Origin of the sequence: Nocardia implantans, assembly GCF_035544775.1 — a bacterium.
Classification (GTDB): domain Bacteria; phylum Actinomycetota; class Actinomycetes; order Mycobacteriales; family Mycobacteriaceae; genus Nocardia; species Nocardia implantans.
The window spans coordinates 532,774-546,711 of record NZ_JAYKYQ010000002.1 but is presented as its reverse complement, the minus strand read 5'-3'; the positions used below and the strand labels follow the sequence as shown (position 1 = coordinate 546,711).

The following is a 13,938-nucleotide window of genomic DNA, read 5'->3' as shown; positions in this document are numbered from 1 at the left end:
CCAACACCTCCAGCTTCGACGAGGAACGTCTTCCCCAACGATTCGTCGAACTGGCGTTGCCTGAGTGTACTGGAGTGCCCGAAGTTACACGTGTTACTTCGTGACCGTGTTGCGCGTGGCGGTCGCCTCCGCGATGACGGCATCGCTCAGCGGTGGCCAGGCCGCGCGCGCCCAGTCGCCGAAATTCTCGTCGCTCAACGCGAGACACGCCAACCCCGTGCTCGGGTCAACCCATAAAAATGTCCCGGATTGGCCGAAATGTCCATAGGTTTGTGGCGAATTCGTGCCACCGGTCCAGTGCGGCGTCTTGCCGTCGCGGATCTCGAAGCCCAGTCCCCAGTCGTTCGGGCGCTGCGAACCGTAACCGGGCAGCACGCCGTTCATGCCGGGGAACTGCACCGAGGTGGCCTCGGCGTGCGTCTGCGCCGAGATCAGCTGGGGACGGAGCAATTCGGCGGCGAAACGGGCCAGATCCGCCGCGGAAGACCGCGCGGCGTGCCCGGCCGGACCGGTCAGCACCGAAGCGGTCATGCCCAGCGGCCGGAACACCGCGTCGCGCAGGTACTCGTCGAACGCGATCCCGGTCTGGGCGGTGACGAAGTCGGCGAGCACCTCGAAACCCGAACTGGAGTAGATCCGCCGGGTTCCTGGCGGGGCCTGGACGTCGGTGGTGTCGAACGCGAGTCCGGACGTGTGCGCCAGCAGATGACGCACCGTGGCTCCGGGCGGGCCCGCGGGCTGGTCGAGTTCGACCGCGCCCTCCTCCACCGCGACCAGCACCGCGTAGGCCACCAGCGGCTTGGTCACCGACGCGAGCGGGAACACCCGCTGCACATCACCTTCGCTCGCGACACCGCCGTCGGCGGTGACCACCGCGGCCGCCGCGTGCCGGACCGGCCATTCCCGGATCTGCTCGAGTGAACGCACCCTGCGAGCCTACGAGAACCGGATAGCTACCATCCATTCACCATGAGTGAAACGCCCACTGTTCACGGAGACGTCGCGCCCGGCTTCGAACCGGTCGCCGACGCCTTCCGCCGCAATTTCGAGCGCCACGGCGAAATCGGCGCTGCTGTCGCGGTCTACGCGGGCGAGCGCCCCGTGGTGGATCTGTGGGCCGGGTTCCGCGATCGCGAGCGCACGCTCCCGTGGGAGCGGGACACGATCGTGCCGGTGTTCTCCTCGACCAAAGGCATGGCGGCGTTCACCGTCGCCGCCGCGGTGGCCGAAGGCCTGCTCGACTACGAGCAGCCGGTGGCGAAGTACTGGCCGGAGTTCGCCGCCAACGGCAAGGAAACGGTCACCGTGCGTCAGCTGATCGACCATCAGGCCGGGTTGTCCGGCCTCAGCCAGACCGTGCGTCTGCCCCAGATCGCCGACCTCGATGGCCTCGCGACCATTCTGGCGGCGCAGAAACCGGCTTGGCGGCCCGGCACCAGGCACGGGTATCACGCCATCACTCTCGGCCTGTACCAGGGCGAACTGCTGCGCCGGGTCGACCACGGCCGCCGCACGCTGGGGCGGATCTTCGCCGAGGACATCGCCGCACCGCTGGGCGCCGATTTCTTCATCGGCCTGCCCGCGGAGCAGAGCATGGACCGCATCGCCACGATGTCGGCCACCCGGGGGCTGGACGTGCTGCGCTACGAACGCGATATCCCGCTGCGCATCGGCGCGGAGATCTACGCCGAACGCGGTCTGTCCTACGCGGCGCTGACCAACCCGCGCTGCGGAGCGCCGGCGCGGGCGACCCGGCGCGAGTTCCTGGAAGTGGAACTGCCCGGCTCCAACGGCGTCGGCAACGCCCGCGCGCTGGCGAAGGTCTACGGCGCGGCTGCCGGTCGCACCGGCGCGCTGCCGATCGATGACGCGCTGCTGGACCGGCTCGCCGCGGCCGATACCGCCGACGATGTGCCTGCCGAGGACCTGGTGCTGCACACCAAGAGCCGCTACCACCTCGGCTTCCGCAAGTCGCGCGGGAGCTTTCGCTTCGGCTCGGACAAACGCGCCTACGGCACCACGGGACTCGGCGGCTCGTTCGGGTTCGCCGATCCCGCGACGGGGCTCGGCTTCGGGTACACGATGAACCGGCTCGGTCTGGCGGTCCTCGACGACGTCCGCAGCCGCAACCTCCGCGAAGCGCTGCTGCGCTGCCGGATCTGAGCCCGCCGCGCCGAGCCTTCCACGACGCCCGCACCGGTGCTGCCTACACTCGCGAGACCCATGCCTGCGAAGGCAGATCGGTTACCGACCGCGCTGCACGAAGCCACCTAGGCGATGAGCTACGGCATTCCCACCTTCCGGCGCACGGCCGCGATATCGTGCACTTCGCGGGGTGGAAGCAGCATGTGAGCCTCCACCCGGTCCCGGACGGCGATCCCGCGTTGGCCCGCGAGCTCGGGCCGTACCGGGCGGGCAAGGGAACGCTGCGGTTCCGGCTCGGCGAACCGGTGCCGTACGAGCTGATCGCACGCGTCGTCATCGCGCTCGCCGAGCGGCGGTGAGGCGCTCTACCAGTCGGCTTCGGTGTACTTGATGATCCCGCGGATGTTCTTGCCGTCGAGCATGTCCTGGTAGCCCTGGTTGATCTCCTCCAGGGAGTAGCTGCGGGTGACCATGTCGTCCAGGTTCAGCTGGCCGGACTTGTACAGCGACAGCAGGCGCGGCGCGTCCTGGCGGGCGTTGCCGCCACCGAAGATGCAACCCTTCACCGTCTTCTGCAGCATCGACAGCAGGAAGCTGTTCAGCTTGACGTCGTTCTCGTCCATCCGGCCCATCGAGGTGACCACCAGGGTGCCCGCCTTCGAGGTGAGGATCAGGCCCTCTTCGATGTACTCGCCGTGCATCTCACCCATGGTCAGGATGACCTTCTCGGCCATCCGGCCCTCGGTGGCCTCCATCAGCGGCATGATCGCGGCGGCCATGCTCTCGTAGGTGTGCGTGGCGCCGAACTTCTGCGCCTGCTCGCGCTTCCACGGATTCGGATCGATCGCCACCACCTTCGACGCGCCGGACAGCACCGCGCCCTGCAAGGCGCTCATGCCGACGCCGCCGATGCCCGCGATGACCACGGTCTCGCCGGGAGCGACCTGGGCGACGTGGGTGGAGGAGCCGAAACCGGTGGGAACGCCGCAGCCGACCAGGCAGGCCACCTCGAAGGGGATGCTCGGATCGATCTTCACCACGGAGGTGTGGTGCACCGTCATGTACGGCGCGAAGGTGCCCAGCAGGCACATCGGGATGACGTTCTCGCCACGGGCCTGGATGCGGTAGGTGCCATCGCTGATCGCCTGTCCCATCAGCAGACCGGCGCCCAGATCGCACAGCGCCATATGTCCTGCCACGCAAGCCGGACAGCGGCCGCAGGCGGGGATGAACGACAGGATCACGTGGTCACCGACCTGCAGATCGGCCGGGCAGTTCGGGCCGAGCTTGGTGATCACGCCCGCGCCTTCGTGCCCGCCCATGACGGGGAAGGACGGCATCGGGGTCGCTCCGGTCACGATGTGGTGGTCGGAGTGGCACATACCGGCGGTTTCCATCCGGATCTGCACCTCGCCGGCGACCGGGTCACCGACCTCGATCTCCTCCACCGACCACGGCTGGTCGATCCCCCACAGGATCGCGCCCTTCGTCTTCATTCCTGTCGACCCTCTCGCATGCACGTGCTTATATGTGACTGCACCCACAGTACGAGAAAAATGTAACGCGTTCTAGTGTCGGTCGAAAAATTCGTCGGTAGAGCGTGACCTTCTAGCCGAACGCGTTACAGTTCCGCGATGCGTTTCAGCCGCGCACGTCGTGCACGTGGTGCACCAGATCGTGCAGGATGTACCGGGCGAACGACTCCACGGTGAACTCCGCTCCGTCACTGCGCGCACCCCGCAGACCGCGCCGCTCGCGCGGCACCGAGGCGAAAGACCGCGCAGCCCGCTCGGCGGCCTCGGCGAACTCCTCGGCCACCCGGGCCGGGTCCTGCTCGTTGTAGCGGTCGGCTTCCGCGGCCGCGTCCTGATCCCAGTTCTGGAAGCGCGGCGGCTCGCCGTCGGGGTCACCGGCCAGCATCAGGCCGAGGCGAGTGTCGGACATACGGCACACGTCACGCACGTGCGCGCCGTATTCCAGAGCCGACCAGGTCGATTCATCCGGCCGCACGCGTACGCCGGGGCGGTCGAGCACCGCGGCGAAGCGGACAGCCGTCGCCCGGATCAGGGCGGGCACGGCTTCGTAGGTGGTCGCGGCGGCGTCGAAACCGCATTCCGGGCAAGGGCGCTCGAGCACCCAGGTCCAGTCCTTGACATCGGGAACGATCGGCATGCGCTCAACCTAGGCGCGGCCGTATCGCGCCTTCCACCGATATCCGGTCAACTATCGGGCACATCCCGACAGCGTCACTCCATCAGCCGCTGCGCCCGTTCGAACAGTTCCAGCGTGATCGCGTGCAGGAAGTCGCCGACCTGCTTGGGGGCCTTACCCGCGAACGCGCGGGCATGCGTGCCCTCCAGGACGATGCCGAGCTTGAAGCAGGCCAGCACGGTGTACCAGGGCATGGCGGTCAGGTCGCGATCGGAGAACCGCGCGTAGTGCTCGATCATCTGCTCGGCCGTCGGCAGCCCGCCGACCGCGCCGAGCTTGCCGACCAGCGCCGCACCGGTGGTGCCCGGCTCCGGACGGGTGGCGATCTGCCAGCCCAGATCCAACAGTGGGTCGCCGATGGTCGACATCTCCCAGTCGACCATCGCCGCCACCTGCGGTCCGTCGAAGGAGAACATCATGTTGGCCAGATGGCAGTCGCCGTGCAGGATGCCGGGGGTCCACTGGGCGGGGCGATTGCGGTCCAGCCACTCGCCCACCGCGGCCACGCCGGGGATCTCGGGGCCGGGGTAGCCCTCGTTGGCCGAGTAGGACTCGAGTTCACCCAGCCAGCGCGGCACCTGGCGTTCCAGGAAACCTTCCGGCTTGCCGTAATCGGCCAACCCGAGCGCCTGGTAGTCCAGCGCGCCCAGACGCGCGATGGCCTCGACCGCCGACAGGCCCATCTGCCTGCGGATCTCCGGATCGCTCGCATGCGGTTCCGGCAGTTCGTTCTGCGGATTGAAGCCGTGGATCGGCTCCATCAGGTAGAACACCGCGCCGAGCACCGACTCGTCGGTGCAGGCCGCGATCACCCTTGGCGCGCTGACCTCGGTGTCGCCCAGCGCGCCGAGCAGCCTGGCTTCCCGCCGGATCACGTCGTTGCTCTTGGCGCGCAGATGTTTCGGTCCGCGCCGCAGCACGTAGGTCCGGCCGCCGCGGGTGAAGCGGAGCATGATGTTCTGCGTCCCGCCGCCCAGCGCGGTCACGTCCTCGAACTCACCCCCGGACAGACCCTGCTCATCCATCCACTTTCCGACGACGGCGAAGTCGACGACGGCGGGATCCACATCGACCGGTTGCGCAACAGACATGCACCACATTGTGCACCACCCGCCGACCCGAACTGAAGGCAGACGACAACAGTTTGCCCCGACCGGCGCGGCGTAGGGTTTCCAGCACCATGCGCACGCTGTTGATCGACAACTACGACTCGTTCACCTACAACCTGTACCAGCTGATCAGCGAGGTGAACGGCGTCGAGCCCACGGTCGTGCGCAACGACGAGGCGCGCACGGTCGCCGAACTCGGTCTCCGACGCTACGACAACGTCGTCGTCTCGCCGGGGCCGGGGCGGCCGGACGTGGCCCGCGACGTAGGGATCTCCGCGGCGGTGATCCGGGACAGCGACCTGCCGCTGCTCGGCGTGTGCCTGGGCCATCAAGGGATCGTGGTCGCCGCGGGCGGCGTGGTGGCCGAAGCGCCTTCCGCTCGGCACGGTTACCTCGATCGCATCGAGCACGACGGCCGGGATCTGTTCGCCGGGGTTCCGCAGGGTTTCACCGCCGTGCGGTATCACTCGCTGTGCGCGCTGCGGCCGCTGCCCGACGACCTCGAGGTCACCGCGCTGTCGGGTGACGGCGTCGTGATGGGCGTGCGGCATCGCACGCGACCGCAATGGGGTGTGCAGTTCCACCCGGAATCGATCGCCAGCGAGTTCGGCGCGGCCCTGCTGCGCAACTTCGCGAGACTCACCACAGCGCACCGGAGCGGGCGCGCCTCGCCCGCGCCGAGCCCGTCGATCGACGCGGGAGAGGCGTTCGGCGCGGAGCCGGTTGCCCAGGGCCGCCCGCTCACCGCCGCCCGCACCGGGGACTCGCCCGTGCCGCTGGCCGCCGAGCAGTTCCCCGCCGGGGCGGCCGAACTCGAGCGTCCCGCCGGGCGCGCGGTTCGCGCCTATGCCCCGGCCCCGCGGACCTTCCGGCTGCAACGGGCCGTCCTCGAACGGCCGATCGATACCGAGAGCGCGTTCGTGCAGCTGTACGCCAACTCCCCGACCGCGTTCTGGCTCGACAGCGAACACGTCGAACCAGGCGCCGACCGCTTCTCCTTCCTGGGCGACGCGAGCGGTCCGCTGGCCGAGGTGCTGCGCTACCGCGTCGGCGACGGCGCGGTGACCGTGGAGTCGTCGGACGGGCATCGGCGCACCGCACCCGGCGGCATTCTCGAGTTCCTGGCCGCCGAGCTGCGCGCGCGCAAGCTCGAACTGCCGGATCTGCCCTTCGATTTCGCCGGCGGCTACGTCGGCTATCTCGGCTACGAGGTCAAAGCCGACTGCGGCGGGAACATGGCGCATCGCGCGCCGACTCCGGACGCGCAGTGGATCTTCGCCGACCGGATGGTGGTGGTCGACCACGTCGGCGGCCGGACGCATCTGCTGGCGCTGAGCGACGACGGGGAGACCGCCCGGTCGGCCGCCGACTGGCTGCGCGACACCCGCGAAACCCTCGATACCCTTCCGACCTGGACGAACCCGCCGCCCCTCGAGCTGCCACCGGACGGTGACGCCGTCGCGCCACTGCTCACCCGCGGCCGGGAGCGCTATCTGGCCGACATCGCGGTCTGCCTGCAGCGACTGCACGCAGGCGAGTCCTACGAGATCAACCTGACCGACAGCGCCACCATCCCCGCCGCCGCGGCCGACGGCCTCGACTTCTACCGCACGCTGCGCCGGTGCAACCCCGCCCCGTATGCCGCCTACCTGCGTTTCGACGATCTCGACATCGCCTGCTCGTCACCGGAGCGCTTCCTCAAGATCGACCGCCGCCGCATCGTGGAGAGCAAGCCGATCAAGGGGACCGCGCCGCGCGGCGCGACGCAGGAGCAGGACGAGCGCCTGCGCCGCGAGCTGGCCGACAGCCCGAAGACCAGGGCGGAAAACCTCATGATCGTGGATCTGCTGCGCAACGATCTGGGCCGGGTCTGCGAGATCGGCAGTGTGTACGTCCCGAAACTGATGGTCACCGAGCAGTACGCGACCGTGCACCAACTGGTGTCGACGGTGCGCGGCAAACTGCGGCCCGAGGTCGGCGCGGTCGACTGCCTGCGGGCCTGCTTTCCTGGTGGATCGATGACCGGCGCGCCGAAGCTGCGCACCATGGAGATCATCGACGAACTGGAAACCGAAGCGCGCGGGGTCTATTCGGGCACTATCGGCTTCCTCGGGCTCGGGGGCACCGCCGACCTGAACATCGTGATCCGCACCGCCGTCCGCTACGGCGGACGCTGGCGGATCGGCGCGGGCGGCGCCATCGTGCTCGACTCCGACCCGGCAGACGAGTATCACGAGGTGCTGCTCAAGGCGGCCGCCACGTTGCGCGCGGCCGCCGACCCCGCGCACCGCTGAGCGCTGGATTCGACTATTTGCGCCGCCTGGCCGGCTTCCGCCGGGGCGGCTCGTCGGCGGGTGGCTCCGGCGCGCTGAGGCCGGTCAGCTTGCCGAGCAAGGCCACGCCGGGCAGCTTCGCCAACCGCCCGAGCACGTCCTCACCGAGCGAGATCATCGCCTCCAGCCGGGGCAGCAGCCGGTCATAAGCGGCGAAGGCCGGATCGGCCAGGGCCAAGGTGCGGTCGAGCCGGTCGATGGTGGAGTTGAGCCGCTCGATCGCGGTGGACAGGTTCTCGATCAGGCCGGGCAGTTGCGCGGCCAGCTGCGCCGACGCGGGCGGCAGCCGCACCGCCGTGTCGAACGCCGACGTCGCGGTCAGCTGGGCGGCTTCCAGCGCCTGGCCCGCGGCCGTCTGCGCCGCTTCGACCGCAGCCTGCGCGGCGGCGAGGACATCGGCGGGACCGGGCACACGCCCGCCGGGGAGCTTGGGGGTCTGCGGCTTACGACCCGGGCGCTTCGGGCTCGTCATGGGAACACTGTGCCGCACGCCCCGCCGAAGGACCGCCCTCGCGCGTTCGGCGTGTCGGAGGGTCGTGGCATAGTGCGAGCACCATGAAACTCAGCAAGGGCGCGAACGCAGCGGTACCGACATCCCTTCTAGCCGTAGTTGTTTCATGGCGATCGGAGCACGCGGTGGACGCGCACGCCTTGCTGCTGGACGCCTCCGGTTCGGTGCGCTCCGACCGCGACCTGGTGTTCTACAACGCGCCGCGGCACGTGTCCCAGGCGGTCACCCTCGATCAGGAACCCGCGCCGGGCACCGCGCGGCTGAGCGTCTCGCTGCCGCGCACCGAAGCCGACGTCGAGCGCATCGTGGTCTCCGGCTCGGTGGAGGACGCCACTTTCGGCGACATCCACGGGCTCACCGTCGCGGTGCACTCGGTCGACGGGGCGGTGGTGACGTTCGAGATCGATGACGCCGGCGCGGTGCAAGCGCTGATGTTCGGCGAGTTCTACCGCCGCGACAGGCAGTGGCGTTTCCGCGCGATCGGGCAGGGCTGGTCCAGCGGACTGGCCGGGTTGGTCACCGAGTTCGGCGTCCAGGTCAACGACCCCGAGGCGCCCGCCCGCACCACCCATCCCACCAACCCGTTCCGGGTGCGCCGCCCGGCTGTGAATACCTCTGCGCAGGAGCGGCTTTCGTCGAACAGGACAGAATCCACCGAACCGGCCCGACGATTCGCGCACGGATCGCTGCCCTCCGGTCAACCTCCGCGAAACGGGCGATCTCCCGAAGATACGGAGCGAACCGACAGCGCCGAGAACGCACCGGCCCCGCGTGAGCGCCTCCGCGCCGACGACCCGGCCGGGCGGCTGGAAGCAACCGAGGTACGCCCGGATATCGACACCCCTGCCCGGTCGCACACCGAAGTGCTCGACCGCGTGGACACCTCTCCCCTGCCGCGGCACACCCACCGCGCGGTCGACCTCCACCGGCACAGCCGCGACGCCGCGCCCCTCGCTCCCCCGCCCCCGCGGCCCGAGCTCGCGGACTGGCACCCCGAGCCGGACAACCCGCAGGTCATGCGCTGGTGGGACGGCACAGCATGGACCGAGGACCGCTGTCTACGGCCACCGCCCGGCGATCGCCATTGCGCCCGCTGCGGAAACGCGCTGCGACGCAAGTTCTTCGGCGGGTTCGCGCCGTGCCAGAGGTGTGCCCAGGAGATCGAGGAGTTCCTCGTGCACTGGCATACCCGGGCGTGGCGGGTGCTCACCGGCCACGGGCCGCGCGGCCCCGAGTGGGCGGAAGTGTGGGCGTCGTTGCGTTACCAGCGCATCGACGCCGGAGCGGGCCGCGCGGCCTTGCGCGACGCGGCGCTCAGTTACGTGGAGCGGCTGGTCACCTTCGCCTTCGCCGACGGTGAGGTCAGGCACGCGGAATTGGAGCTGTTCGAGCACGCGGTCACCGAACTCGCCCTCGGCGGACCGCTCATCGAAGACCTGCGCAGGCGGATGCATCGCGGCAACACCCTCTACCGGCTGCGCACGGGCGATCTGCCGATCGTCCGCACACCCGGTCTGCACCTGGACCCCGAGGAGACGGTGCACCTCGACCTGCCCGCGACGCACGTGCGGCAGCTCGCGCGCGGGCCGAAGCTGACCGAGGGCAGGCTGATCGGAAGCAACAAGAAGCTGCGGTTCGTCGGCGCCGACACCGGCATCGAGATGCTGTGGTCGCGAGTGGTTTCCGTGCACGCGGAACAGGGGACGGTGGTGATCGCGGCCACGTCGGCGCGCGGCGGCGCGACCTTCGCCGTCGACGATCCGGATTACGTCTCGGCCGCGCTGGAAGGCGCGCTGCGCGTGGCCAAACGTCTCGTCCTCACGCCCGGTCAGCGCGACACCCGCAGCATCCCGCAAGAGGTGAAGGCGCAGGTGTGGCAGCGCGACGGCGGCCGCTGCGTCGAATGCGGCGACGGACACTACCTGGAGTTCGACCACATCATCCCGCTCAGCCGCGGCGGCGCGACCAGCGCCGCCAACCTCCAGATCCTGTGCCGCGCCTGCAACCGGGCCAAAGGGGCCCGCATCTAGCCCGGTGTCACTCGCCGAGCAGGCCCGCGGTGCGGCCCAGATCGGCGAGCATCGCGTCGAACAGGATCTCCGGATTGTCCAGCGGGATCGGATAGTTGCCGAACACCTCGAGCGTGACATGGCCGTAGAGCCGCGCCCAGATCTGGATCATCAAGTACGTCACCCCGAGGTCCAGCTTCTCGGCGGGGAACTTCTGGCCCGACTCCGACAGCGCAGCCAGCAGTTCGGTCTGGAAGTGCACCAGATCCTCGCGCAACTCCGGCGGGATGACGTCGGTGGGGGGCGTGACGATGTCGTAGTTCGCCAGCAGCCTGCCCGCCGCGGCCAGGAAGACCCGGCCGAATGGCTCGTCGAAGCGGCGCAGCGCGCGGGCCCTGCCCGCGCCGGGCGAGGCGAACACCAAGGTGAACTCCCTGGTGTGCGTCAGCGCCCAGCGCCGGAACCCACGGCAGATGGCGAAGAACTGCGCGGCGCCGTCATCGGGCAGCGTGGCGATCTCCGCCGTCAGTTCCTCGGCCAAGTCGGCGCAGAAGTCCAGCCGCAGCCGCTCCAGCAGGTCTTCCAGCGAGCCGTAGTACCGGTACAGCGCCGGCGCGGTGACACCGAGTTCCCGTGCGATGGCGCGCAGGGTGACCGCGTCGGGCCCGCGCTGCACCAGCAGCGCGCTGGCCACCCGCCGGATATCGGTGTCGGTCACCACCGGCGAGCGGCCCCGGGGTTTGGACTGTTGCACCGATCGATTCAAGCGTATTCGACTTCCCAGCGCTTGATTCCGTTCAGCCAGCCCGACCGCAGCCGCACCGGCTCGGACACCTGGCGAAGGTTGGGCATCACGTCGGCGATGGCGTTGAACATCAGATCGATCTGCAACCGGGCCAGGTTCGCGCCGACGCAGTAATGCGTGCCGGTGCCGCCGAAGCCCACGTGCGGGTTCGGGTCGCGCAGCACGTCGAAGGTGAACGGATCCGCGAACGCTTCCTCGTCGAAATTGGCCGAACTGTAGAACAACCCGAGCCGCTGGCCCTTCTTGATCTCCTGGCCCCCGAGCACGGTGTCCTGCGTCGCGGTGCGCTGGAAGGCGGTGACCGGCGTGGCCCACCGGACGATCTCGTCGGGCGCGGTGCGCGGACGCTGCTGCCGGTAGATCTCCCACTGCTCGGGGTGGTCCACGAACGCTTTCATGCCGTGGGTGATCGAGTTGCGCGTGGTCTCGTTGCCCGCCACCGACAGCAGGATGACGAAGAACGCGAACTCGTCGGAGCCGAGATGCTCACCGTCGATGTCGGCGTTGACCAGCTGGGTGACGATGTCCTCGGCCGGGCAGGCGCGCCGCTGCTCGGCCATGTTCCAGGCGTACCCCATCACTTCGGCGGTGGCGGCGTGGTGGTCGCCCTCGAACTCGGGATCGTCGTAGGAGATCATCTGGTTGGACCAGTCGAAGATCTTCTTGCGGTCCTCCTGCGGGATGCCGATCAGCTCGGCGATGGCCTGCAACGGCAGCTCGCAGGCGACCTGTTCGACGAAGTCGCCGCTGCCGGACTTCTTGGCTTCGTGCACGATGCGCGCGGCGCGTTCGGTCAGCGCGGCACGCAGGCTCTCCACCGCTCGCGGGGTGAAACCCTTGGAGATGATGCGGCGGGTCTTGGTGTGCTTGGGCGGGTCCTGGTTGAGCAGCAGCATGTCGCCGAGCATGTCGATCTGCTCGCGGGTGGTCTCCTCGTTGAACCGGATGATCGCGGTGTTCTCGTGCGAGGAGAACACCTCGGGGTTCTTCGAGATCTCCTTGATGTGCGCGAGCTTGGACACGACCCAGTAACCGCCGTCGTCGAACCCGCTGGCCCGATCGGATTGGGCGCACCACCACACCGGGGCGGTGCGGCGCAGTTCGGCGAACTCCTCGATGGGCAGGCGGGTGGCGAGCAGGTCGGGGTCGGTGAAGTCGAAGCCCGTCGGGATCGAGGGCGTGGTCACGGTCACGGCTAACTCCTACGGCGGTCTGGGCGCAGACCTGACGAACACGGTCAAGACAGATGCAACCACAGAACCGCCGTTCGTGAACAGCGTTTAGTAAAACGCGTTTACTTTTGCGCTCAGCGCAGCGCGATCAGCGGCGGCGGCTGCCAGCGCCGCTGCAGGACGGTCGCCTTCGGCTCGAACAACGCCAGGCTCGCCGAGAACGGATCCGATTCCGGCACCGGCAGCCAGTTGCCCTTCGGAACGCCGGGGCCGGGATCGTGCTGTTGCAGCGTGAGGTCGAGGGAACCGTCCGGATTGAGCACGACGGGCACGTGGTGGCCGACCGAGTAGATCTCGGCCTCGTTGGGCACCAGATAGTCTTCGGCGTCATAGACGGCCAGCGCCCAGAACGCGTCCACCGGCGGCAGCTCGCCCGCCGCGAAGTGCAGCCGGAACGGGCCCGCGCCCGCGGGCACCGCCGTGAAGAGGAAGTGCGCGTCCCGGGGCAACGGCATGCCCGGTGCGCCGAGCGCGGTGACCGCCCGCAGCAGATAGTCGGTGCCGTACCGGCCCGCACCCAGGTCGGAGACCCAGCCGTTCTCGTTGACCGTAGTCGGGCCCAGCGTCACCGGGAGTTGCTGCTGAGCGGTCCGCACCGCGGCGGTCAGATCGGCATCGGAGATGCCTTCGATCGAGCCGCCCGGCCGGATCCCGATCTTCTCGAAGCGCCGCATCGCGGGCTCATCCTCGGGCGCGGGCGGGTCGGTCGACATCAACCCGCACATCCGCGCGAAGAAATCGTGCGGATCCATCGTCAGCACCTGATCGACCGGGCGTTGCCCACTCGCCCGCGTGGGCGGCGCGACGGGCGGCTCGGCGCCCGCCATCCAGGCGCTCAACGGCACCAGCCGCAGTCCCTGCTGGATCGAGCGCACCACGGGCAGATCGTTCTCGCCGTCGACCTGGATCCGGACGATCAACCACACCGTCGGCGTCGGCATCGGCAACGGCGTGAGACCATCCGGCAGCGCACCCGACCAGCCCGGACCGGTCACCACGTAGGTGTACGGCGGCGTCGCCGACCGCGCCTGGGGCCGGGCGGCGCTGGGATCGTGCACATTGTTCGTCCAGGCATCCATCACCTGGGCCAGCCAGAACCGGCCGCCGTCCATCGCGGGCACGCTGAGCACCATCGGCTCGCTCGCCACATCCAGCCACGCGGTGGAGTGCAGCGTGTCGGGGTCCGGCCGCGCCACGGCACGTTCGGCCGAGGTGGGCAACGAGGTGGCGTGCTGGAACTGGTTGACCGGCGTGGCCGCTTCGGACGTCCTGCGGGCGACATCCATCAGCACCAGCGGAAAGCCGAACACGTAGGCGTCTTTGGCGATCGTCGCGGCGTCGCCGGTCACGGTCGGGTGGGCCGAATCGTCCTCGGACGAACCACCGCACGCCGCCACACCGAGCGCGGCCGCCGACGCCATGCCGAGCACGGCGCGCCGTGACAGCGCCGGAACGCGGTGGGTCCAGTCGTCCATGATCCTGTCCGCCTCCGATGCGATCGGTCGCCGCGTCAGCTCCGTCCCGGAGTATATCCGCACGTTTGCGGACAGGTAGCCGACTGAGCGTCCCCCTCACCGGCCGAG

12 protein-coding genes are annotated in these 13,938 nt (G+C 69.3%); 4 read left to right on the top strand and 8 right to left on the bottom strand.

What is annotated here, in order from left to right; translation table 11 throughout:
• Nucleotides 1–93 precede the first annotated feature (93 nt).
• Nucleotides 94–927, bottom strand: coding sequence for a serine hydrolase domain-containing protein (locus U3653_RS06735; protein WP_195077714.1), 834 nt, complete (start codon nucleotides 925–927; stop codon nucleotides 94–96).
• A gap of 42 nt (nucleotides 928–969) precedes the next feature.
• Here U3653_RS06735 and U3653_RS06730 point away from each other — a divergent pair, with 42 nt between their 5' ends.
• Nucleotides 970–2,163 carry a serine hydrolase domain-containing protein gene (locus U3653_RS06730; protein ID WP_195077713.1) on the top strand — a complete coding sequence of 398 codons (1,194 nt, stop codon included), beginning with the start codon at nucleotides 970–972 and terminating at the stop codon, nucleotides 2,161–2,163.
• Nucleotides 2,164–2,348: 185 nt separating this feature from the next.
• Nucleotides 2,349–2,504 carry a hypothetical protein gene (locus U3653_RS06725; protein ID WP_195077712.1) on the top strand — a complete coding sequence of 52 codons (156 nt, stop codon included), beginning with the start codon at nucleotides 2,349–2,351 and terminating at the stop codon, nucleotides 2,502–2,504.
• A 6-nt stretch (nucleotides 2,505–2,510) separates the two neighbouring features.
• Here U3653_RS06725 and U3653_RS06720 read toward each other — a convergent pair whose 3' ends face one another.
• From U3653_RS06720 to U3653_RS06710, 3 genes are all read right to left on the bottom strand, one after another.
• Complete coding sequence (locus tag U3653_RS06720) at nucleotides 2,511–3,641, bottom strand: NDMA-dependent alcohol dehydrogenase (RefSeq protein WP_067800980.1); 1,131 nt, start codon at nucleotides 3,639–3,641, stop codon at nucleotides 2,511–2,513.
• Between the two features lie 145 nt (nucleotides 3,642–3,786).
• Entirely contained in the window at nucleotides 3,787–4,317 is a 531-nt protein-coding gene (locus U3653_RS06715) for a DinB family protein (protein ID WP_195077711.1), read from the bottom strand.
• A gap of 74 nt (nucleotides 4,318–4,391) precedes the next feature.
• Nucleotides 4,392–5,447: a phosphotransferase family protein gene (locus U3653_RS06710; RefSeq protein WP_397070021.1), complete on the bottom strand. Its 1,056-nt coding sequence runs from the start codon at nucleotides 5,445–5,447 to the stop codon at nucleotides 4,392–4,394.
• Nucleotides 5,448–5,536: 89 nt separating this feature from the next.
• Between U3653_RS06710 and pabB the strand changes: the two genes are divergently transcribed.
• Nucleotides 5,537–7,759, top strand: a complete 2,223-nt coding sequence (gene pabB / locus U3653_RS06705; RefSeq protein ID WP_195077709.1) for an aminodeoxychorismate synthase component I — start codon at nucleotides 5,537–5,539, stop codon at nucleotides 7,757–7,759.
• 13 nt (nucleotides 7,760–7,772) lie between these two features.
• Here the strand turns inward: pabB and U3653_RS06700 are convergent, their stop codons facing one another.
• Entirely contained in the window at nucleotides 7,773–8,270 is a 498-nt protein-coding gene (locus U3653_RS06700; protein ID WP_195077708.1) for a hypothetical protein, read from the bottom strand.
• A gap of 83 nt (nucleotides 8,271–8,353) precedes the next feature.
• Here U3653_RS06700 and U3653_RS06695 point away from each other — a divergent pair, with 83 nt between their 5' ends.
• On the top strand, nucleotides 8,354–10,339 hold the full coding sequence (locus U3653_RS06695; protein ID WP_195077707.1) for a TerD family protein: 1,986 nt from the start codon (nucleotides 8,354–8,356) through the stop codon (nucleotides 10,337–10,339).
• A gap of 7 nt (nucleotides 10,340–10,346) precedes the next feature.
• On the opposite strand, the gene U3653_RS06690 is transcribed toward U3653_RS06695, so the two are convergent.
• From U3653_RS06690 to U3653_RS06680, 3 genes are all read right to left on the bottom strand, one after another.
• Entirely contained in the window at nucleotides 10,347–11,072 is a 726-nt protein-coding gene (locus tag U3653_RS06690) for a TetR/AcrR family transcriptional regulator (RefSeq protein WP_323123894.1), read from the bottom strand.
• Nucleotides 11,073–11,080: 8 nt separating this feature from the next.
• The gene (locus U3653_RS06685) at nucleotides 11,081–12,310 is read right to left on the bottom strand and encodes a cytochrome P450 (protein ID WP_195077938.1); all 1,230 of its coding nucleotides are present in this window, start codon (nucleotides 12,308–12,310) and stop codon (nucleotides 11,081–11,083) included.
• A gap of 119 nt (nucleotides 12,311–12,429) precedes the next feature.
• On the bottom strand, nucleotides 12,430–13,830 hold the full coding sequence (locus U3653_RS06680) for a DUF1254 domain-containing protein (RefSeq protein ID WP_195077706.1): 1,401 nt from the start codon (nucleotides 13,828–13,830) through the stop codon (nucleotides 12,430–12,432).
• Nucleotides 13,831–13,938 lie beyond the last annotated feature (108 nt).

What these genes read in the sequence shown, in the direction of transcription:
- U3653_RS06680 (WP_195077706.1), bottom strand. Translation starts at nt 13,830, where the DNA reads ATGGACGACTGGACCCACCGCGTTCCGGCGCTGTCACGGCGCGCCGTG.
- U3653_RS06700 (WP_195077708.1), bottom strand. Translation starts at nt 8,270, where the DNA reads ATGACGAGCCCGAAGCGCCCGGGTCGTAAGCCGCAGACCCCCAAGCTC.
- U3653_RS06710 (WP_397070021.1), bottom strand. Translation starts at nt 5,447, where the DNA reads ATGTCTGTTGCGCAACCGGTCGATGTGGATCCCGCCGTCGTCGACTTC.
- U3653_RS06730 (WP_195077713.1), top strand. Translation starts at nt 970, where the DNA reads ATGAGTGAAACGCCCACTGTTCACGGAGACGTCGCGCCCGGCTTCGAA.
- U3653_RS06720 (WP_067800980.1), bottom strand. Translation starts at nt 3,641, where the DNA reads ATGAAGACGAAGGGCGCGATCCTGTGGGGGATCGACCAGCCGTGGTCG.
- U3653_RS06695 (WP_195077707.1), top strand. Translation starts at nt 8,354, where the DNA reads ATGAAACTCAGCAAGGGCGCGAACGCAGCGGTACCGACATCCCTTCTA.
- pabB (WP_195077709.1), top strand. Translation starts at nt 5,537, where the DNA reads ATGCGCACGCTGTTGATCGACAACTACGACTCGTTCACCTACAACCTG.
- U3653_RS06715 (WP_195077711.1), bottom strand. Translation starts at nt 4,317, where the DNA reads ATGCCGATCGTTCCCGATGTCAAGGACTGGACCTGGGTGCTCGAGCGC.